The organism is Leeuwenhoekiella sp. MAR_2009_132 (genome assembly GCF_000687915.1).
In the GTDB taxonomy this organism is placed as follows: Bacteria; Bacteroidota; Bacteroidia; order Flavobacteriales; family Flavobacteriaceae; genus Leeuwenhoekiella.
The window spans coordinates 426,634-446,703 of record NZ_JHZY01000002.1; the positions used below are offsets into that span (position 1 = coordinate 426,634).

A 20,070-nucleotide genomic window follows, 5' to 3' on the forward strand; every position below is an offset into this window, starting at 1 on the left:
TCGCATTTAATAAAAGTAAGATATACATCAGCCCATAAAGATAAGTTACCGCTTTTGATATTTAAGATTTAAAGTAGAATGCTTGTAATAAGTTAATCGTGTATAAATACTTATAAACAGGAACATCTTACCTTTGTACTAAAATGAAGACTATGAATGTAATAACGAGTTTGAAGTGGCGCTATGCAACTAAAAAGTTTGATGCAAAGCGTATTGTTGCAGAAGAAAAAATAAATATTCTTACAGAAGCCTTTAATCTTACTGCTACTTCGTATGGTTTACAACCTTTAAAACTGGTAGTTATTTCAGATAAAGAGTTACAGGAACGTTTATTAACTGCCTCAATGAATCAACGCCAGGTTGCAGACGCTTCGCATTTGCTGGTTATATGTATAGAAAAAACAGTAAAAGCTCCTTTTGTTACCGGCTATTTTGAACGGGTAAAAGAACTGCGCGGTACGCCAGATCTCATTCTTAAACCGTTTAGAGAAATGTTAGAAAATAAATTTGATACACAACCGGAAGATGAGACTAGAGCGTGGGCGATACAACAGGCCTATTTAGCTTTGGGAAATCTGCTTACGGTTTGTGCTGTTGAGCAAATAGATTGCTGCCCTATGGAAGGTTTTGAACCACACAAGTATGATGAGATTCTCAATTTAGGAAATTATGATTTGTCTTCTGTGCTTGTGATGCCTGTGGGTTACCGTGCCGAAGACGATATGTTTGCAGACTTTAAGAAAGTACGCAGACCTCTGGAAGAAACGATTATAAAACTATGATTGATAATTTTGATCTATCATAATGGGTTCTAAAACCTGTATTTTGTATTCATAAACAGGGTTAGGTTTATAAATACGCATAGGGTAATTAAGGGTTTCATCTGGTTTAAGGATGGGCATCCTATTTTTAATAGGATTCGGTTTTAGACCGGGTTTTGTCAACTCTGTTAATGCATCATGGTTTTCAAAAAATTCTAAATATGAAAAGTCTTTGCTATTAAGGTTAAATTTTAAGAAAAGTGAATCCTGCGGAATAAGCTGAATTTGAGGATTTACCTGAGCAGTTAAAATGCCTCCGAAGCAAAAAATAAATAAACCTGAAACGTATAATTTTGCATTCATAGAATTTAGTTTAGTATTTAAAATACGCTAAACATCTATTTGTGTTGCAAAATCAGTTCAGAATCACCTCTAATCGAGTCTTTTAATAGGTTACGCGATCTGTAATTTCAAGTCCGTAGCCTATCATACCCACACGCTTGTGGTCTTCGCTATTAGACAGTAATTTAATTTTGGTAATACCAAGATCGTGTAGAATTTGGGCACCTATTCCAAAATCTTTAAGATCCATTTTTGACGATACTACGTGTTCACGACCAGTTTCCTGTCTTTCTTTTAATTCCGCGAGGCGGAATAATAATTTGTTGGCGATGTTTTCCTGATTGATAAAAACAATAGCTCCTTTACCGGTAGTATTTATTGTTTCAAAAATTTTATCCAGTTTTCGGTCTTGTTCCTGCGTCAGGGTGCTTAGAATGTCATTGTTTACAAAAGTCGAATTTACACGTACCAGCACCGGCTCATCTATAGCCCAGGTTCCTTTTGTAAGTGCAATGTGTATTTGATCATTTGTAGTTTGTTGATACGCTCGCAGTCTAAAACTTCCGTAGCGGGTTTCTATATTGAAATCTTCTTTTTTAACAATTAACGAATCGTGTTGCATACGATACGCAACCAGATCTGCAATAGAAACAATTTTGAGATCAAAATTTTTAGCAACTTTAACGAGTTCTGGCAAACGCGCCATTGTACCGTCTGCGTTCATAATTTCTACAATCACACCGGCGGGAGCAAAGCCTGCCAGACGTGCAAAATCAATAGCAGCTTCGGTATGACCGGTACGACGTAATACGCCACCTTCTTTTGCTTTTAGCGGAAAAATATGACCAGGACGCGTTAAATCCCAGGATCGGGTATCAGGATCTATTAATGCTTGTATGGTTTTAGCTCGGTCTGAAGCACTGATTCCCGTAGTAACACCATTTCCCTTTAAATCTACCGAAACGGTAAAGGCCGTTTCCATAGGATCACTGTTAGTGCCTACCATCATATCGAGTTTCAATTCTTTACAACGCTCTTCGGTAATGGGAGTGCATATAAGACCGCGACCATGCGTAGCCATAAAATTGATCATCTCTGGGGTAACCATCTCTGAAGCAGCAAGAAAATCACCTTCGTTCTCGCGATCTTCATCGTCTACAACAATAATAACCTTGCCATTTTTAATATCTGCAATAGCTTCTTCTATGGTATTCAATTTAATATCCCGGGTTATGGTTTGCGTATTCATGCTTTCAATTTAGAATTGTAAAGGTACGATTTAGCGCTGTGAGCGTATATTAATCGTGGTAAAAAAGAACCTGTGGTAGGTTATTGCGCATCATTTTTTAGCAAGACTTCTGCAGCTTCTTTAAACTGAATAGAATAGCCATACTGTTTGTAATTTGCTACAATATCTTCAAGCTCTTGCCGGGTTTTAACCTTTAGAATGGCTTTTTCTGCATTTGATAATTCAGAATCTTTTAAAGGTTGCGTTTGGTCTGTTGCAATCTTATCTTTTTTTCTGAAGAGTTTTTTTACGGGATCGAGAAAGCCGTCCAGATCAAATAATCCTTGATCTGTAGTTGCTCTATAGGTCAAATATACACCTAACGGAAACAAGATTAAGGTACTTAACCAGCTTGCAAGCCAGGCTGAAATACTGCCATCTTCTGCACTGTTTTTAGCAAAAATACCTATAAAGTGATAGGTTAAAAACAGTACTACACCTACAACAATAGGAAGGCCAAGGCCACCTTTACGTATGATCGCACCTAGTGGCGCTCCCACAAAAAAGAGTATAATACATCCAAAGGCAAGTACAAATTTCTCGTGAAGTGCTATTTCATATTTACTTAAGACTTTAACTTTTTGACCGTTTGTAATTTTATCATTTTTGACGTCGTTGATTTCATTTTTTATTTTAGCCAACGTTCGGTCAAGCAGTTGCATTTTTTCAGTGTCCTTAAAATTCTCAAGTAACTCTGTATTTAAAACTCTACTGGTATCAATAGGAATATTTGCTAAATAGGAAGAATCTAAATTTTGCAAATACATCTCTCGTATTTGTCCTGTTCCTAAGGTTTTGAGATGGTTATTGTAGCTTTTTGAAATATCAACCAGGGTATCGCGCAGTTGCATTACCGTAAGCATTGTATAGGCGTTGTCGATACTTTTCTCATCCATATCTACATTATCAAGTTCAGATAAGTCAATATTTATGGTGTAAGTCTCAAAATAGCTCTTTACAAAAGGTTCTCTTTTTTGCTTATTGTAATCTCTTTGCTCGACTTCATCATAGTAGTTTCCGTCAATTAATTTAAGGGAAAGAATATTGTCTCCTTCAGCGCTTATGAGTTCGCCTTCACGTGCTTTAATTACGGTGTAGTTTCCTATACGGGTAGGGTCTTTCTCATAGATAATAACATCTTTTAAAAACTGACCGTTTTCTCCCTGTTTATCTGCAACTTTTATGACATAGCCGTCTGCAATATCTGTGTATTGGCCTTTTGTAATCGCCATCGCCGGTTTTACCTGTGCAATATTTCTACGCAGGTTTAGGGACTGAAACTCTGCCGCCGGAATCACATAATTAGCAAACATAAATGACGTGATAGCGAGCCCAATAATAAATACCGTAAGACTTCGCATAGCGCGCTGCAATGAAATACCTGTAGATTTCATTGCAGCGAACTCATAATTCTCAGCAAAATTACCAAAGGTCATAATGCTGGTAAGCAATACTGTAAGCGGTAGCACTAACGTTACAAGACGCGGTGAGAAATACATTAAAAACTTTATAATAATTACAAAGTCCAGATCTTTGCCAGCAAGCTCCTTAATGTACAACCACACCGTCTGAAGTACAAAAATGAACATCAGAATGATGAATGTACTCAGAAAGTTTTTAATGAATGTTGTTAGTATGTAACGGTCCAGTATTTTCACAAAACTAATCTAGCCTGTTGATGTAGTAATCTGCGTATTTCTTCTCGTCAAAAACAAATAAGTTGCCTGGTACAGGCTGGTCTGTTTTAAAAGAGTTTACGGTAATGGTAATTTTGGTACCGTTTTTTTGCGTCATTATGAGACGGTAAATATGCTTGGTTTGTGCATCTACACCTAATAAAGCAGATTTTAATTCGCTATTAGAATCAATAGGTATCAACTTTACATATTGAATTTTACGACCATTTACGTTTTGATCTATATCCCATTTATAGGTGTATCCCTTATTAAAAAAGGTAAGCATTTTTGAAGGCGTAATGGCATCATCATCACCGGGATCCTGCGTAGAAATAGTAATTTCTTCATCATCAGGAATTACAGTGTATAATTTTTTACCATCATACATTTGGGTAGTACCCATTAGATTTAATTTGTATTTGTCGCCAACTAAGGTTACATCTCCACGTGTTTCCTGATTAATACCTGCCGCATCGTTAGAAAGGCTGTATTTAAAATCTATAAACATATTCTTATAGGTTTTTACTTTTGTAGAAACCTCATTTAATAGCGCTTTAGCTTTAGCATCCTGTGCCTGGCTCATCGCAATACCAGAAAGAAATACGAGTAAAAAAGTAAGTGCTTTTATTTTTAAATTTTTCATTTTAATCATTGTTTAATTGTTGATTTAAGGCATTCATATCTGAAACGAGTACCTGTCTGGCTTTGCTGCCTTCAAAAGGTCCTACAATACCTGCAGCTTCTAATTGATCAATTATTCTACCGGCACGATTGTAACCCAGTTTCAGTTTACGTTGCAATAAAGAGGCGCTACCTTGCTGCGCTATTACTATAACTTCGGCGGCTTCCATAAAGAGCGCATCTCTATCGCTCACATCTATATCAAGACTTGTGCCACCTTCTTCACCCACATATTCGGGCAGGTGATAAGCATCAGGATATGCTTTTTGTGAACCTATAAATTCTGTGATTTTTTCAACTTCGGGAGTATCAACAAAAGCACATTGTACACGAGTAAGTTCATTACCCTGTGTAAATAACATATCTCCTCGTCCTATTAATTGATCTGCACCCTGACTATCTAAAATCGTACGGGAGTCAATTTTTGAAGTCACCCTAAAAGCAATACGTGCAGGAAAGTTTGCCTTTATGATACCTGTAATAACATTCACCGAAGGTCGCTGAGTAGCTACAATTAAGTGAATACCTATCGCTCGAGCTAATTGAGCAAGACGTGCAATAGGAGTCTCTACCTCTTTACCGGCAGTCATAATAAGATCTGCAAATTCATCAATTACCAGAACGATATAGGGTAAAAATCTGTGACCGTCATTCGGGTTAAGTTTGCGCGCTTTAAATTTTGCATTGTATTCTTTAATATTACGAGCCAATGCATTTTTAAGCAGATCGTATCGATTATCCATCTCAATACAGAGTGAATTTAAGGTATTTATAACCTTGGCATTATCTGTTATAATGGCTTCTTCAGAATCTGGTAATTTAGCCAGATAGTGACGTTCTATTTTATTAAACAGGGTAAGTTCTACTTTTTTAGGATCTACCAGAACAAATTTTACTTCCGCAGGATGCTTTTTATAAAGTAATGAAGTAAGAATCGCATTTAATCCCACAGATTTACCCTGCCCGGTAGCACCTGCCATAAGTAAGTGTGGCATTTTTGCTAAGTCAACCACAAAGGTTTCATTAGAAATAGTTTTACCCAAAGTTAAAGGTAATTCCATCTCTGCATTTTGAAAGCGGGGAGAGGCGATGGCAGAACGCATAGATACAATACGTGCATTTTTATTGGGTACCTCTATACCTATGGTTCCTTTACCTGGTATTGGCGCAATGATACGTATACCTAATGCCGAAAGAGATAAAGCAATATCGTCTTCAAGATTTTTAATTTTTGAAATACGCACGCCGGCTTCGGGTACAATCTCATAAAGGGTAACAGTAGGTCCTACCGTTGCTTTAATATGCGCAATTTCTATTTTGTAGTTTTTAAGGGTGTCTACAATTCGGTTTTTGTTTTCCTCAAGTTCTTCCTGATCTATAGTGATGCTTTGTCCCTTAGTATAATCTTTCAGTAAATCTATAGAAGGAAACTTATAGTTGCTTAATTCTAGCGTAGGGTCAAACTCCCCAAAATCCTGAACCAGTTTTGTGCTTAGATTTTCTACCAGTTCTTCTTCTTCAACGGTTTCTTCAATCTCAATCTCAAATTCTTCCTGAGCGGGTTGCGCAGTTTCAAGTTTAAGTTCGGGCTCATCAACATCCTTTGCTACAGGCTGAATTGGTTTAAGAGCCGGTTCTTCTGGTTTAATCTCTTTAGTAACCGGTGCAGGTTTCGGTAACTCGATATTGTCTTTGTCAAAGGCGTTATCTCTATACTCAGAAAAATCATCATCGTTGTCGTCATTAAGTTCGCTTTTAAGCGATTGCCTTTTTTGTTTTAGATAACTGCCTACTAACTCTGGCGTTATTTTTAACCTAACGGCGAAATATACAATGGCAAAGAAAGCGAGAATAAGTATCGTACCTATAAGACCTAAATAATCTTGAAGATAATCGTTAAGCTCGTAACCCACCATACCACCTAAAAGCGGTGCAGAATCTGAAAAAAAGCCGAAAAAGACAGAGAACCACAACATTAAAACAATACCCCAAAACCAGAAAGTACGTAAGGTTTTTTTCTCTTTGTCAAAAAAGTAGTAAAAACCGGTAAGCGTTATTAAAACAGCTAAAGTGAAGGAAGCCAGACCGAAGCCCTGATAAATAAAGAAATCACCTATAGCTGCACCAAATTTATTCAGCCAGTTTTCGGTTTTTACGTTGCGATCGCCCAGACTGTCTAGGGTACTTTGATCTGCCTGCCAGCTAAAAAAATAGGATATAAAAGAAAACAGCAAAGCCAGCCCCAGAAGAAAGAGAAAACTCCCCAGAACAATTTTTTGTTGTTTAGACAGCTTAAGCGATAATTTCTTAGACTGTGTAGTTTTTTTGGTTGTGGTTTTGGTTTTTTTTCGGGCCATTCCAAGGGTTGACTATTTGTACCAGTAACTCGTTATTAGTAGGGGTTTTTTGTTTGAAAATTTAAAAGTAGCAATCTAGTGATGACTTATTTTTAAACTTACAGGTGGGCAAAAATACAAATATCAAACGGTACTAAACTTATAAAATTTTATAACAGTTTTGGAATATATATAATAAGACCAATAATGGCAGCTATAAGAGCAGCAAAGGTTACTGCACCTGCGGCTACATCTTTTATATCACCTATTTTCTCATGGTATTCAGGATGTATAAAATCTGCTATTTTTTCTACTGCGGTATTGAGCCCTTCAACAGCTAATACTAAACCTATTGCCAGTAATTGAACCACCCACTCTGTGGCAGAAATATCGAGAATAAAACCAAGTAGTGTTACAATTATGGCACAGGTAAACTGTACTTTAATACTGGGTTCTTTACGTATTAATAGCCAGGCACCTTTAAAGGCATACTTAAACGCTTTTAATCTATTTACTATAAAATTGTCTTCAGCCTTATTCATAAATTAATTTAGCGCGTTAAGTGCAGTCTCGTAATTAGGTTCCTGACCTATTTCTGAAACCTGCTCGCTATAAACAATTTTATGATCTTCATTAAGAACAATAACTACACGCGAGTGTAACCCCGCAAAAGCACCATCTTTAATCTCGAGACCATAATCTTTGCCAAAAGAACCGTCTTTAAAATCTGAAAGTGTTATTACATTCTCTAAACCTTCTGCACCACAAAAACGAGCCTGTGCAAAGGGTAAGTCTCTAGATATGCAAAGTACTACAGTATCTTCAAGGTTAGAAGCATCCTTGTTAAAATGACGTACAGAAGCAGCACAAACGCCGGTATCAACGCTTGGGAAAATATTCATAACAACGCGTTTCCCTTTAAAGTCGTTAAGAGAAACCTGATGTAGATCTTTTGCAGCAAGATTGAAGTCTGGCGCAGGGCTTCCTGTTGTTGGTAATTCGCCTAGTGTATGTGTAGTGTTTCCACCTAAAGTGATCGTAGCCATATTGAGTTTGTATGTTTGAGTAAATGTACTTATAAGCTTAAAGAGTAGCAATTAAACAAATGCTAATTTGATACGTCTTTTAAAACAAAAAATCCCCTGGTTCTATTTAACCAAGGGATTTTTCTCTCATTTATTAATAAAATTATCGGTCTATAGAGCCTAAGACTTTTTGAGCAAAGCCATTAGCTGCATCACGTTCAGACATTCCGTTTGTGATCATTTGATGCATTTCTACAGCACCACATAAATTTGTGATGAGTTCACCTATAACATCCATCTCTTCATCAGAAACAGAACGATGTTCTGTAAAAGATTCCAAAACTTCTATAGTGTGCTCTAACGCCTGAGCGCTGTTGTTTTTTTGTAAGTGCTTAATTACTGGTAATTTCATCTACAAGTTCTTTTAAGATTTCAAACTTATTAGTTTGCACCTGGTTTTTAAAACTTCCGTTTTTAAAGGTGGCAAATGTAGGCAGGTTGTCTACAGTTGCTAGTTTACGGCTTTCTGGATACTTCTCTGCATCAACCAGTAAAAAAGCTGTGTTTTCATGTTCTGAAGCCAGTTTTTTAAATTTTGGCTTCATCAATCTGCAGTTACCACACCAGCCGGCCATATATTGTACAACAACAGTATCGTTTGTACTTACCAATTCTGCTAAATTATCTTGATCAAGTTCTTGAACCATATTATTTTTTTTAGTTCCACAACGTGGAATTTAATTTACTGAAGCCTCAACATGAATTAAAACATCAAGACCTTAATCCTAAATTAAAGTCTTGATTGTTTAATCTTAGTTAGATGATAAATAAGATGCTACACCATCACGATTTGCGCTCATGGCATCTTTACCTTCTTCCCAGTTTGCAGGGCAAACTTCACCTTTCTCCTGTACGTGCGTATACGCATCAATTAAACGTTGAAATTCATTAACGTTACGACCTAATGGCATATGGTTAATACCTTCGTGAAATACCGTTCCTTCTTCGTCTATTAAGTATGTAGCTCTGTAGGTCACATTATCACCGTCAACTAAAACATTACCATGTTCTTCATCGTAACGCTCGTTAGTAATATCTAATATGCCTAAGCGGTTAGCAAGATTACGGTTTGTATCTGCAAGAATAGGATAAGTCACACCTTCAATACCACCATTATCTTTTGCTGTATTTAACCATGCAAAGTGAACTTCTGGAGTATCGCAAGAAGCACCTATTACCATAGTATTTCTTTTTTCAAAATCTGCTAATGCAGCTTGAAATGCATGTAATTCTGTAGGACATACAAATGTGAAATCTTTAGGATACCAAAAAAGTAAAACCTTCTTGTTATTTTTTTGAGCTTCTTCAAGAATATTTAATTTGAACGTGTCACCCATTTCGTTCATTGCATCTACGCTGATGCTTGGGAATTTTTTTCCTACTAATGTCATTCTAGTTGTTTTTAATTTGGCTGCAAAAGTAACCCCAATTAAAGGATAAGTTTATGGGTGAAAATGAAAACTAACTATGCTACTATAGGCGTTTTCTATTGAAGTCGAAAGAGTAGGTTATTATTGAGATTGCAACTAAAATAGGCGCTACATTTTATCAAATTGATAAAAATGTGGCGTGCTTATTAGGTCTTTCGTAAAGCGTTAAAATGCAATTATTTTTTAATCAACAATTGATAATAAAATGTGTAAAGTTGAGTTTCAAGTTCAACAAATAGTTTCTATTCCACTAAAGACTGGTAATTGGTTATTTACTAAACTCAATTATTTAGCTTTTCCTGCCTGAGCGAGTGTTCTAATTTTTATACGGAAAGCTGCAAATATTAAAGTCATAAAGGGGCTTAACCAATTGAATATCGCATATACAAAATAGTCTGAAACTGATACACCAAGAACACCACTTTGATAAGCACCGCAGGTGTTATAAGGCACGAGTACTGAGGTTACTGTACCGCTGTCTTCTAATGTTCTACTTAAATTTTCTGGAGCCAGGCCTTTATCGCGATAGGCTTTTGCATACATTTTACCGGGAACAACTATTGCTAAATATTGATCACTAGCTGTTGCGTTTAAACCTATGCAGGTTGCTACAGTACTGGCAAACAGGCCAAAAGTGCTGTCAAATAAATTAAGCATAAACTTGCTTATTCTTGAAAGTGCTCCAATAGCATCCATAATTCCACCAAAGGTCATTGCGCAAATGATTAGCCAGATAGTTCCCAGCATTCCTGCCATTCCGCTTGCGGCAAAAAGATCATTAAGATTTTCATTTGTAGTCTCAATAGCGGTATCTACTGTAATGGCATTCATAACACCCATATAGCCGCTCTTAAAAGTTAGCGTATCGCTACCTCCTAAAGTAGCCACAATTTCCGGCTGAACAATTAAGGCTGCAATACCTCCTAAAAGCGTACCTATTAATAAAGCTATAAGTGGAGAAGTCTTTTTGATGATCATAAAAATCACAAGAGCAGGAACTACAAACAACCACGGACTTATTGTGAAAGCATCATCTATAGAGGCAAGTATGGTCGAAGTATCTGCATCACCCGTAGTGTCTATATTAAAACCAATAATTATAAAAACCAGTAAGGTAATAGTAATTGTAGGAACAGTAGTGTAGAGCATATATTGAATATGTGTAAACAGATCTGTACCTGCCATCGCCGGTGCGAGATTAGTAGTATCACTTAAGGGAGATAATTTATCTCCAAAATAGGCGCCAGAAAGAATAGCACCTGCCGTCATTCCTAAAGAGATGCCTAATGCATTTGCAATACCTATAAGCGCAATACCTACGGTCGCTGAGGTCGTCCAGCTGCTTCCGGTGGCAACAGAAATTATCGCGCAAATAACCACACAGGCTGCAAGAAATATAGAGGGATTTAATATTTGTAGGCCATAATAAATCATCGTGGGGATTATCCCACTTATAAGCCAGGTTCCTGCAAGTGCACCAACCATAAGGAGAATGATTATGGCTCCTGCGGTAGATTTAATATTTTGTGCAACTTCATCCATCATGGTTTCAAAAGAAGTTTTATTAAAAAAACCTACAATGGCAGCTACCCCAGCACCTAAAAGCAGAATAAATTGGTTAGACCCACTTAATGCATCATCACCAAAAACATATACATTATAGGCTAGCATTATAACCAATGCTACGATAGGGATCATAGCTTCCCATATATTGAGTTCGCGATTGTCTACGATTTCTTGATTTTTAGGATCTAGTTCCTGATTTTCCATGATATATTATAAAATGTTTACAATTATAATCATTCTTAGTTTAAAATGGGATATGGGTATGGGATAGCAAAGGTATTCTGTAACATTAAGTTTATAATTTAGGTTTGTATCATGTTTTTTTAATTGGCCAGAGAATAGTCATTAAAAAATATAACGTTATAGCTAATAGAAAGTTAAAGTGCAATATTTGAGGGATAAAATGCAATTATTCTAGATAAAGTGTTATTTTCGCATTTTAAATTTTTAATAATTTAAAAGCAGTAATCCCAACTCTAATTGACATTATATGAAGCAAATACTACTATTTGTATTTTTATTAGTTAATATTTCAATCTCTTTTTCTCAAGTAGGAATAGGGACTACAATGCCGCAATCTTCGTTAGATATACGAGGTGCAAATCATTTAGGTGGTGTTAGTGAATCTGATGGTATTTTAGTTCCTCGCGTAAATGCTTTGTCAACAGCTGGTTTAACAGATGGGCAATTAGTTTATTTAATTGCAGATGTTTCTACATTTTCTAAAGGATTTCATTATTGGGATTCCACTGCTAACAAATGGACGCCTATAAATAGTAATGTAGAACCCTGGAATGAAGCAGGTACAACCAATGCTGCTACATCTAACTCTGATAATTTATATACTATGGGACAGGTGGGGATAGGTACAGATAATCCGCTAGGAGCATTACATATAACAACTCAGAATTCTAGAGATGTTCTATTATTTAGATTTATAGACTCACCAGGTGACGATTTAGATATAGATCTACTAAGAGCCAGAGGGACTGCATCTGCTCCAACATTGCTTCAAGACAATACCCGTCTGGGGGGAATTAGGGGACAATCATTTACAGGTTCAAGTACACTTTTTAATCCAAGCGCAGAGATTTGGTTTCAGACAGAAGGAGCCAGTAGTCCCACCTCAAGTGCTGCTGAAATTAATTTTGCAACCACGCCTGTAGGAGCACTATCTACCATAGAGCGTATGACGATAAAGTCTGATGGGAAAGTGGGAATAGGTACAAATAGTCCTGGTGAATTATTACATATTTCTGGAGGAACTTTAAGAATTACAAACGGAACTCAAGCTGCAGGAAAAGTATTGACGTCTGATGCCAATGGGACAGCAACCTGGCAAGTTCCTGGTGCAAATGCTGCAAACTGGTCATTGCAAGGAAATACAATCACAGCAACAGATTTTTTAGGTACTACAAATGCCCAGCCACTTAATTTTAAAGTTAATAATATAAGTGTAGGAAGTATTCAGACCAATAATTCATTACATTTTGGTAGAGATGCATCAAGCGGTGGAATACGAGCAACAGCTTTAGGTAATGCAGCCATAGCTTCAAGTGACGAGTCTATTGCTCTAGGGAGTAGCGCTACTGCTTCTGGAGCGCAGTCTACAGCAACGGGTTATCAAAGTAATGCACAAGGAAATCAAAGTACTGCCTATGGTAGAGGAGCAAGATCTGAAGGTAGCAATACTGTCGCATTAGGTTCTAATGCTCGAGCCAGTACTGTTGGGGGTACTGCTGTTGGACCATCAGCAAGTACTACAGCAGATTATACAGTAGCTGTAGGAAATGGTAGTACAGCATCAGGCAATAATGCGGTAGCTTTAGGTAATGCAGCAGTTGCAAGTAATGGGCAAACTGTTGCCCTGGGAGTACAAGCTAATGCATCTGGTCAAAACGCTACTGCGCTAGGAAATAATACAGCGGCCTCTGGAGCACAAGGTGTTGCTGTAGGTAATATAGCAATTGCAAGTAATACTAATAGTATTGCGATAGGTAATGGTACAAATGCTTCGGGTTTAAACGCGGTCGCTTTAGGAAATGGTGCATTATCTACTAAATTAAATTCAATTGCTATAGGTCAAAATGCTGAAGCTAATGGTGCAAATGCTATCGCTTTAGGTAATGCAGTAGTTGCTCCTAATGACGATACAGTAATTTTAGGTAATAATTCAAAAGTAGGTATAGGAACGAATGCTCCTGCTGCAACATTAGATGTGGTGGGCCGTGCTACTAATTTAAGTGCTCTTGATGGGGTGATTCCACCACGTTTAACGGGTGATCAATTGAAAGCAAAAACGTATACTACTGCTCAAAATGGAGCTATTTTATATGTGACAGCTGCAACAACTGTCCCAGCAGGTCAAACCATAAATGTAACAGCAGAAGGTTTGTATGTTTTTTCATCGTCACAAAATAGATGGAATCCGCTTGGAGGTTCTGGCTTTAATGTTGGTGAACGTAAAAGTGTTTATAGAACCGTTAATTTGGCTAATAATGAATATTTGAACAATTCAGGATTAATAGAATTAGAAGGTTTGATACGGGTAACTGTTCAGCGTCGAGATGCAACGGTTTATAGACCTCAGTTTATAAATATTTCTGGAGGTAACTTAAAAGTGACCGTAACTGGTACAACTGAAGGTGCAACAAATCAAGTTGATCACGACACCAATTTAACACTTGGAGCAGGAGATTTTGTAAGTCCAGACCCAGATGGAATTACATATTGGAGCGCCACTTTATCAGAAACAGTTACGGGTCAAATAGCGCTTCCTAATGGGAGCTTTTATGAAGTCAAATGGTTAGCATTTCCAACAACTGGTGATGAGCGACGTATTTATATGAGCGCAGAACGTCTATTTTAAAAGTAGAATAAAAAAAATGCAAAAAAAAAATCCTCAGAATTTCTGAGGATTTTTTTTGCATTTAAACGACCCAAAATTACATATAACCGTTCTTTTTCAGCTTTTACTATTATTTCTTACAAACCTTAATTAAAATTTATACTTATATATAGATAAAAGGAGTTGTTATTTCGTTTATAAGTATAAATTACGTTTATTTGTACAAGTTTAAAATGACTACCCCCTTCGTATCAAGGTCTTATAAACTTACATATCCACAAACTAACTTAATAATTAGTGCATGAAAAAACTATTACTCTCTACTTTTTTCGTACTCAACTTACTGCCGGTATTCGCTCAGGTAGGAATAGGTACAACAACTCCCGAAGCCTCATTAGATATAAGAGCCGTAAATCATCTGGGCGCCGTAACTGCCTCAGACGGTGTTTTAGTTCCTCGTGTTAATAATCTTGCTACTAACGGTTCAACAGATGGGCAATTAATTTACTTAACAGCATCTGTATCACCTTACACTAAGGGTTTTCACTACTGGGATTCAGGGCTTAGCAGTTGGCTCCCTTTAAACAGTACGATAGAGCCCTGGTTTAAAGCTAAAACAACACAACCTGCAACATTAAATACAGACAATATTTATACGATGGGTCAGGTAGGTATAGGTACAAATAATCCGTTAGGTGCTTTACATATTACTACAGAAAATTCTAGAGATGTATTATTCTTAAGATTTATAGATGCATTAGATGATGATTTAGATATAGATTTATTCAGATCTAGGGGAACATTAGCTGCTCCAGGATTATTGCAAAATGATACCCGCATAGGTGGTTTAAGAGGGCAGGCGCTTACAAACGCATCAACCTATGCTTTTAGACCCAGTGCAGAAATCTACTTTCAGGCTGAAGGAGCCAGCAGTTCTGGATCAAGTTCTGGAAAAATAAAATTTGCTACTACACCCGTTGGTACAACTTCTACTGTTGATAGAATGGTTATTCGGGCTAATGGTTTTGTAGGTATAGGTACAATGAATCCTATAGAGCACGTTGAATTGAAACGGGCAGGAGATAACGATTTGCAGTTTACAAGCGCAAGTACAAATCCTCCCAATGTGATATTTTACAATACAGGCGGAACCTTAGAAACTCCTAATATATTGAGTACTAATCAGGAAATAGGTTCTTTGGTTTTTAAAACTCACGATGGTACTGCTATTCGGGAGGTTGGTGGTATACGAATGTTAATGGATGGTACGCCTGCAGCCGGAAATCTGCCTACTAAAATCATTTTTAATACAACAGCAGCTGGTGCTGTAAATCAAACTTTGGCGATTCCTGCAATGACAATTAATAATATAGGTCGCGTAGGTATTGGTGTAGCTGATCCTTTAGCAAAATTAGATGTTTTAGGTTCGATAAAAATTGCAGATGGTACTCAGGGAGCAGGCAGGGTACTTACTTCTGATGCAACTGGCCTGGCAACCTGGCAAGTTCCTGGTGCAAATACTGCAAACTGGTCGTTGCAAGGAAATGCAGTTGCAGCAACAGACTTTTTAGGTACGACAAATGCCCAACCACTTAATTTTAGAGTAAATAATATACCGGTAGGTAGTTTTAAAGTAGATAACTCTTTGCAATTAGGAGGTGAGACTTCAAGCACAGCAGCTAATGCTACTGCAGTAGGTTTTCAGGCAAAAGCTACGGCAGCAGACGCTACAGCATTAGGTCATAATACATCAGCTTCAGGCAGTAAATCAATAACAGCGGGATCTGGATCAAGTGCGCAGGCAGCGGAGGCTTCAGCCTACGGGAAAGGTGCTGCAGCAATGGGCCCAAGTAGTACTGCAATAGGAAGAGATTCTCGAGCTCAGGGTTCAAACGCGACATCTTTGGGCAAACAGGCACAGGCAACTGCAAATTCAGCACTGGCACTAGGACCTAATACTGTAGCTTCTGCAGAAAACGCAACTGCTATAGGAAATGGAGCTACAGCAGGTCAGGCAAATACTATTATTTTAGGAAATTCTTCAAGTACGATACCCTTTAATGTAGGTATAGGTACAAATACACCCACAGCCAAATTACAAGTTAATGGTACTTTACGTTACGTAGATACGACTCCGGGTGATGATAACGGCAAAGTTCTCACTTCAGATGCAAATGGTAATGCCAGTTGGCAAGCTATACCACAAGTTGTAGCTGCAGGTTTAGTTAATCCAGACGGAACTGCTCTAAAAATTACTGGTGCTACTGTTTCCAGAATTAATTTGGGTGATTATCAGGTCACTTTCGCTTCACCACGCTCTTCTGTAAATTATGTGATTAATTTAACTACAATAGATTGTATGGATTCTGCAGATTGTCCTTACGATGATCCTGGTATTGCATACTACGATCGTCAACCTACAGGATTTAAAATTAATATTGGAGATAGTGATAATGGAACTACTCAAAAAGCAGATATTGATATCGAATTTTCGTTTTCAGTAATAGATTTTTAAAGAGCTAAAATTTTTTATTTTTAGTTTATTAATAAAACTTTTCTTTAAAATTAAAAGTCTCGGATTTTCTGAGGCTTTTTTTTGCGGCATAATTAAATTATTAGTTATAGCACATCAAAACTATGTTCATTTTTTGACACAGTTGATCTAAGAAAGAATATTCTTTTTCTAAGAATTTGAAATTATGTTTATTTGTACAAGTTTAATCTGACTATTTTCTCTTCAGAATCAAGGTCTTATTAACCAAGTAAGATTACGAATCAACATAATTATTTAGGCTTGAAAAAATTATTACTCTCTACTTTTTTCGTACTCAACTTACTACCTGTATTCGCTCAGGTAGGTATAGGTACCACTACACCAGATCAATCTTCAATTTTAGATCTTAGTGCATCAAATAAAGGCTTTTTGGCACCCCGAATTAACTTAACATCGACTACTAATGCCAGTATAGATGGTATTAATGCCAATGCAAACGGATTAATGATTTACAACACTAATGCATCGTTAACAGGTGGTAATGGTGTGGGTTATTATTTTTGGGATGGAAGCACCTGGACCGCAATGAAAGCGGCTTCAACTGCAGGAACAAATTGGTCTCTTACAGGAAATACCGTTACCGCTACAGATTTTTTAGGAAGTACAAATTCTCAACCCTTAATATTCAAAGTTAATTCAACAGAGTCCGGAAAAATAGATCCTTCCGGAAGTTTGAGTTTAGGACTTAGTTCTAGTGCGACCGTAGCTAATGCTACCGCAATTGGTTCTAATGCCAAGGCTTTAACCAGCAATGCAACAGCAATAGGTTTTTCCGCGACCGCCCAGTCATTAAATGCTATTGCAATAGGTAATGGAGCAAAAGCTAAAGATTTTGACAATACAATAGCTATAGGCACAAATGCTTCCGCATCAGGAGGAATTAATGGAATTGCAATTGGTAATGGTGCAATTACTAATGTTGTAAGTGGCATCGCAATTGGGACAGGAGCATATGCAAAAGATTATGACAATACAATCGCAATAGGTAGATCGTCTCGGGCAAGTAAAGATTTTACTATTGCAATTGGAGATGGTGCTCAAACAAATGCTACAGGGTCTATTGTTATAGGAAGCAATGCAGCCAAAGTGGGAAATTATGGTGTGAGTATAGGAACTGCCGCTGGCTCTTCTTCTAGTGGAGACAGGGCAATTTCAATTGGTGCAGGTACCTCAACGGGTTTACGTGCTGTTGCAATAGGTAATTCTGCATTAGCTACAGGAACAGAATCTGTATCTCTTGGTAATAATGCAAAGGGATCTGCTGATAATGCGACAGCAATTGGTGCCAATGCAATTGCCAATCAAGCAAATACAGTTATTTTAGGTAGTAATGCTAATGTAGGTATAGGTACTAGCGCCCCTAAAGATAAATTACATGTTAATGATGGAAAGTTAAGAATCACAGATGGTACTCAGGGAGCAGGAAAGGTTTTAACTTCTGATGCTAATGGTAGTGCAACCTGGCAGGCACCTGCAAACCAGTATACTGAAGCATACGGTGAAATGTTTGGGAATAATGATGGAGGTGTAAATGTAACTGGTGATTACACACGAAGTCTTAATGCGAGCTCTGTTCTTAAAAATGTTCTGCATAGTACTACTGAATATTATTTACAAACAACCATAGCGGGTAATTATGAGATTTCATATGCCATCAGTATGTTAGCAAATGACGCAACCGCACGAACTTTTGATTTTTATGTTGAAAAAGCGCCTAACAATAATACATATACTAAAATAAATCAAAGCTCTAATCAAACCATGCATTTAGCAAATGGTCAGCGAGTAACTACTTCAAAAACGTTCTTAGTATATTTAGATGCTAATGATAGAGTTCGTCTTAGATATACTGTAGGAGCTGGTAGCACTTCATTTCCTGCTAACACCTGTAATTTATCTATAAGAAGAATAGGTGATAATTGATTAATTCTTTAATTGTCTAACGTATTTCTACATCGTACCTTTAAGCCCTCTTAAAAAGAAAGCAAAATTATGAGTACATACGACGTTGCGGTCATTGGTTCCGGTCCCGGAGGTTATGTGGCTGCTATTCGCTGCGCCCAACTGGGTCTTAAAACAGCTATTATAGAGAAATATTCAACTTTAGGCGGTACTTGCCTTAATGTAGGTTGTATTCCATCTAAAGCCTTATTAGATTCTTCACATCATTACGAGGATGCCATTAAGCATTTTGAAGAGCACGGTATTGAAATACCAGGAGAGGTAAAAATTAATCTGGAGAAAATGATGTCCCGTAAAGCATCTGTTGTTGAGCAAACAACTAAAGGGATTGAATTTTTAATGAGTAAAAATAATATCGATACCTACGAGGGTGTAGGTAGCTTTAAAGATAAGACACATGTTCACATTGCAGTTGCAGATGGGGATGATGTGGTTATTGAAGCAAAAAATATAATCATTGCAACAGGTAGTAAACCTTCTAGCCTGCCGTTTATCAATATTGATAAAGAACGCATAATCACTTCTACCGAAGCTTTAAAACTCACCGAAATACCAAAACACATGATCGTGATAGGTGGTGGAGTTATTGGTTTAGAACTTGGTCAGGTTTACAACCGTTTAGGTTCTGAAGTAAGCGTTGTGGAATATATGGATCGTATCATCCCAACGATGGATTCTGCTCAAAGTAAAGAATTAACAAAAGTGATGAAGAAGCAGGGGATTAAATTCTTTGTTTCTCATAAAGTAAATGGTGTAACCCGTAATGGCGATGAGGTTGTGGTTACAGCAATAGATAAAAAAGATAACGAAGTTGAGTTTAAAGGAGACTACGTTTTAGTTTCTGTAGGGCGTAAAGCGTATACAGATGGTCTTAATCTAGATGCTGCTGGTCTAAAAACAGATGAGCGCGGTCGTGTTTCTGTAAATGATCATTTACAAACCGAAGTTGCGAATATTTACGCAATAGGTGATGTAATCAAAGGAGCTATGCTTGCGCACAAGGCGGAAGAAGAAGGTGTTTTTGTTGCGGAAACTATTGCAGGTCAAAAACCACACATTGATTACAATTTAATCCCTGGTGTTGTATACACCTGGCCAGAAGTTGCATCTGTAGGTAAAACCGAAGAACAACTTAAAGATGCGGGTATTGAATACAAATCAGGACAGTTTCCTATGCGTGCTTTAGGGCGCTCTAGAGCATCAGGAGATACAGATGGTTTTGTAAAAATATTGGCAGATAAAACTACAGATGAGGTTCTAGGGGTTCATATGGTAGGTGCTCGTGTTGCAGATTTAATTGCAGAGGGTGTTACCGCGATGGAATTTAGAGCGAGTGCAGAAGATATTGCACGTATGTCGCACGCACACCCTACCTACGCAGAAGCGGTTAAGGAAGCGGCTCTCGCAGCTACTGAAGATCGTGCACTTCACGTATAATTTTTCAGTATAAAATAGTAAAAGCCTTCTCTATTAACGAGAAGGCTTTTTTTATGCTTACGATTTAATTTTAGCATACTCTTCACACCATAAATACTGCTTTA

General features: G+C 37.3%; 16 protein-coding genes. 5 read left to right on the forward strand and 11 right to left on the reverse strand.

What is annotated here, in order from left to right:
- Nucleotides 1-152 precede the first annotated feature (152 nt).
- A complete protein-coding gene (locus P164_RS01810) occupies nucleotides 153-782 on the forward strand; it encodes an NAD(P)H-dependent oxidoreductase (protein ID WP_028374776.1) in 630 nt (209 codons plus the stop codon).
- On the opposite strand, the gene P164_RS01815 is transcribed toward P164_RS01810, so the two are convergent.
- The 11 genes from P164_RS01815 to nhaC all read right to left on the reverse strand — a co-directional run bounded on the left by P164_RS01815 (nucleotide 777) and on the right by nhaC (nucleotide 11,369).
- Nucleotides 777-1,124, reverse strand: a complete 348-nt coding sequence (locus P164_RS01815) for a hypothetical protein (protein WP_028374777.1) — start codon at nucleotides 1,122-1,124, stop codon at nucleotides 777-779. The two genes, P164_RS01810 and P164_RS01815, sit on opposite strands and share 6 nt — an antisense overlap.
- 82 nt (nucleotides 1,125-1,206) lie before the next feature.
- Nucleotides 1,207-2,352, reverse strand: coding sequence for a 3,4-dihydroxy-2-butanone-4-phosphate synthase (gene ribB, locus P164_RS01820; RefSeq protein ID WP_028374778.1), 1,146 nt, complete (start codon nucleotides 2,350-2,352; stop codon nucleotides 1,207-1,209).
- 80 nt (nucleotides 2,353-2,432) lie between these two features.
- The gene (locus P164_RS01825) at nucleotides 2,433-4,049 is read right to left on the reverse strand and encodes an LptF/LptG family permease (protein WP_081817297.1); all 1,617 of its coding nucleotides are present in this window, start codon (nucleotides 4,047-4,049) and stop codon (nucleotides 2,433-2,435) included.
- Nucleotides 4,050-4,053: 4 nt separating this feature from the next.
- Nucleotides 4,054-4,710, reverse strand: a complete 657-nt coding sequence (locus P164_RS01830; protein ID WP_234405810.1) for a LolA family protein — start codon at nucleotides 4,708-4,710, stop codon at nucleotides 4,054-4,056.
- A 1-nt stretch (nucleotide 4,711) separates the two neighbouring features.
- Nucleotides 4,712-7,105 carry a DNA translocase FtsK gene (locus tag P164_RS01835; protein WP_028374781.1) on the reverse strand — a complete coding sequence of 798 codons (2,394 nt, stop codon included), beginning with the start codon at nucleotides 7,103-7,105 and terminating at the stop codon, nucleotides 4,712-4,714.
- Between the two features lie 149 nt (nucleotides 7,106-7,254).
- On the reverse strand, nucleotides 7,255-7,626 hold the full coding sequence (locus P164_RS01840) for a diacylglycerol kinase family protein (RefSeq protein WP_028374782.1): 372 nt from the start codon (nucleotides 7,624-7,626) through the stop codon (nucleotides 7,255-7,257).
- A gap of 3 nt (nucleotides 7,627-7,629) precedes the next feature.
- The gene (gene tpx / locus P164_RS01845; protein WP_028374783.1) at nucleotides 7,630-8,130 is read right to left on the reverse strand and encodes a thiol peroxidase; all 501 of its coding nucleotides are present in this window, start codon (nucleotides 8,128-8,130) and stop codon (nucleotides 7,630-7,632) included.
- 142 nt (nucleotides 8,131-8,272) lie between these two features.
- Complete coding sequence (locus P164_RS01850; protein ID WP_028374784.1) at nucleotides 8,273-8,521, reverse strand: DUF6952 family protein; 249 nt, start codon at nucleotides 8,519-8,521, stop codon at nucleotides 8,273-8,275.
- Nucleotides 8,502-8,816 carry a thioredoxin family protein gene (locus P164_RS01855; RefSeq protein WP_028374785.1) on the reverse strand — a complete coding sequence of 105 codons (315 nt, stop codon included), beginning with the start codon at nucleotides 8,814-8,816 and terminating at the stop codon, nucleotides 8,502-8,504. Before P164_RS01855 ends, P164_RS01850 begins: the two co-directional genes overlap by 20 nt.
- Nucleotides 8,817-8,921: 105 nt before the next feature.
- Nucleotides 8,922-9,560 carry a peroxiredoxin gene (locus tag P164_RS01860; RefSeq protein ID WP_028374786.1) on the reverse strand — a complete coding sequence of 213 codons (639 nt, stop codon included), beginning with the start codon at nucleotides 9,558-9,560 and terminating at the stop codon, nucleotides 8,922-8,924.
- Nucleotides 9,561-9,884: 324 nt separating this feature from the next.
- Nucleotides 9,885-11,369, reverse strand: a complete 1,485-nt coding sequence (gene nhaC, locus P164_RS01865; RefSeq protein ID WP_028374787.1) for a Na+/H+ antiporter NhaC — start codon at nucleotides 11,367-11,369, stop codon at nucleotides 9,885-9,887.
- 286 nt (nucleotides 11,370-11,655) lie between these two features.
- Between nhaC and P164_RS01870 the strand changes: the two genes are divergently transcribed.
- The 4 genes from P164_RS01870 (at nucleotide 11,656) to lpdA (ending at nucleotide 19,966) form a co-directional block, all read left to right on the forward strand.
- On the forward strand, nucleotides 11,656-14,034 hold the full coding sequence (locus tag P164_RS01870) for a hypothetical protein (RefSeq protein ID WP_028374788.1): 2,379 nt from the start codon (nucleotides 11,656-11,658) through the stop codon (nucleotides 14,032-14,034).
- A gap of 280 nt (nucleotides 14,035-14,314) precedes the next feature.
- Nucleotides 14,315-16,528, forward strand: coding sequence for a hypothetical protein (locus tag P164_RS01875; RefSeq protein WP_028374789.1), 2,214 nt, complete (start codon nucleotides 14,315-14,317; stop codon nucleotides 16,526-16,528).
- Between the two features lie 279 nt (nucleotides 16,529-16,807).
- Complete coding sequence (locus P164_RS01880) at nucleotides 16,808-18,490, forward strand: hypothetical protein (protein ID WP_028374790.1); 1,683 nt, start codon at nucleotides 16,808-16,810, stop codon at nucleotides 18,488-18,490.
- Nucleotides 18,491-18,559: 69 nt separating this feature from the next.
- The gene (lpdA, locus tag P164_RS01885) at nucleotides 18,560-19,966 is read left to right on the forward strand and encodes a dihydrolipoyl dehydrogenase (protein ID WP_028374791.1); all 1,407 of its coding nucleotides are present in this window, start codon (nucleotides 18,560-18,562) and stop codon (nucleotides 19,964-19,966) included.
- The last annotated feature ends 104 nt before the right edge of the window (nucleotides 19,967-20,070 follow it).

Excerpts from the sequence above, each read along its gene's own strand:
- P164_RS01810 (WP_028374776.1), top strand. The coding sequence starts at position 153 with ATGAATGTAATAACGAGTTTGAAGTGGCGCTATGCAACTAAAAAGTTT.
- P164_RS01815 (WP_028374777.1), bottom strand. The coding sequence starts at position 1,124 with ATGAATGCAAAATTATACGTTTCAGGTTTATTTATTTTTTGCTTCGGA.
- ribB (WP_028374778.1), bottom strand. The coding sequence starts at position 2,352 with ATGAATACGCAAACCATAACCCGGGATATTAAATTGAATACCATAGAA.
- P164_RS01830 (WP_234405810.1), bottom strand. The coding sequence starts at position 4,710 with ATGAAAAATTTAAAAATAAAAGCACTTACTTTTTTACTCGTATTTCTT.
- P164_RS01835 (WP_028374781.1), bottom strand. The coding sequence starts at position 7,105 with ATGGCCCGAAAAAAAACCAAAACCACAACCAAAAAAACTACACAGTCT.
- P164_RS01840 (WP_028374782.1), bottom strand. The coding sequence starts at position 7,626 with ATGAATAAGGCTGAAGACAATTTTATAGTAAATAGATTAAAAGCGTTT.
- tpx (WP_028374783.1), bottom strand. The coding sequence starts at position 8,130 with ATGGCTACGATCACTTTAGGTGGAAACACTACACATACACTAGGCGAA.
- P164_RS01850 (WP_028374784.1), bottom strand. The coding sequence starts at position 8,521 with ATGAAATTACCAGTAATTAAGCACTTACAAAAAAACAACAGCGCTCAG.
- P164_RS01855 (WP_028374785.1), bottom strand. The coding sequence starts at position 8,816 with ATGGTTCAAGAACTTGATCAAGATAATTTAGCAGAATTGGTAAGTACA.
- P164_RS01860 (WP_028374786.1), bottom strand. The coding sequence starts at position 9,560 with ATGACATTAGTAGGAAAAAAATTCCCAAGCATCAGCGTAGATGCAATG.
- nhaC (WP_028374787.1), bottom strand. The coding sequence starts at position 11,369 with ATGGAAAATCAGGAACTAGATCCTAAAAATCAAGAAATCGTAGACAAT.
- P164_RS01870 (WP_028374788.1), top strand. The coding sequence starts at position 11,656 with ATGAAGCAAATACTACTATTTGTATTTTTATTAGTTAATATTTCAATC.
- P164_RS01875 (WP_028374789.1), top strand. The coding sequence starts at position 14,315 with ATGAAAAAACTATTACTCTCTACTTTTTTCGTACTCAACTTACTGCCG.
- lpdA (WP_028374791.1), top strand. The coding sequence starts at position 18,560 with ATGAGTACATACGACGTTGCGGTCATTGGTTCCGGTCCCGGAGGTTAT.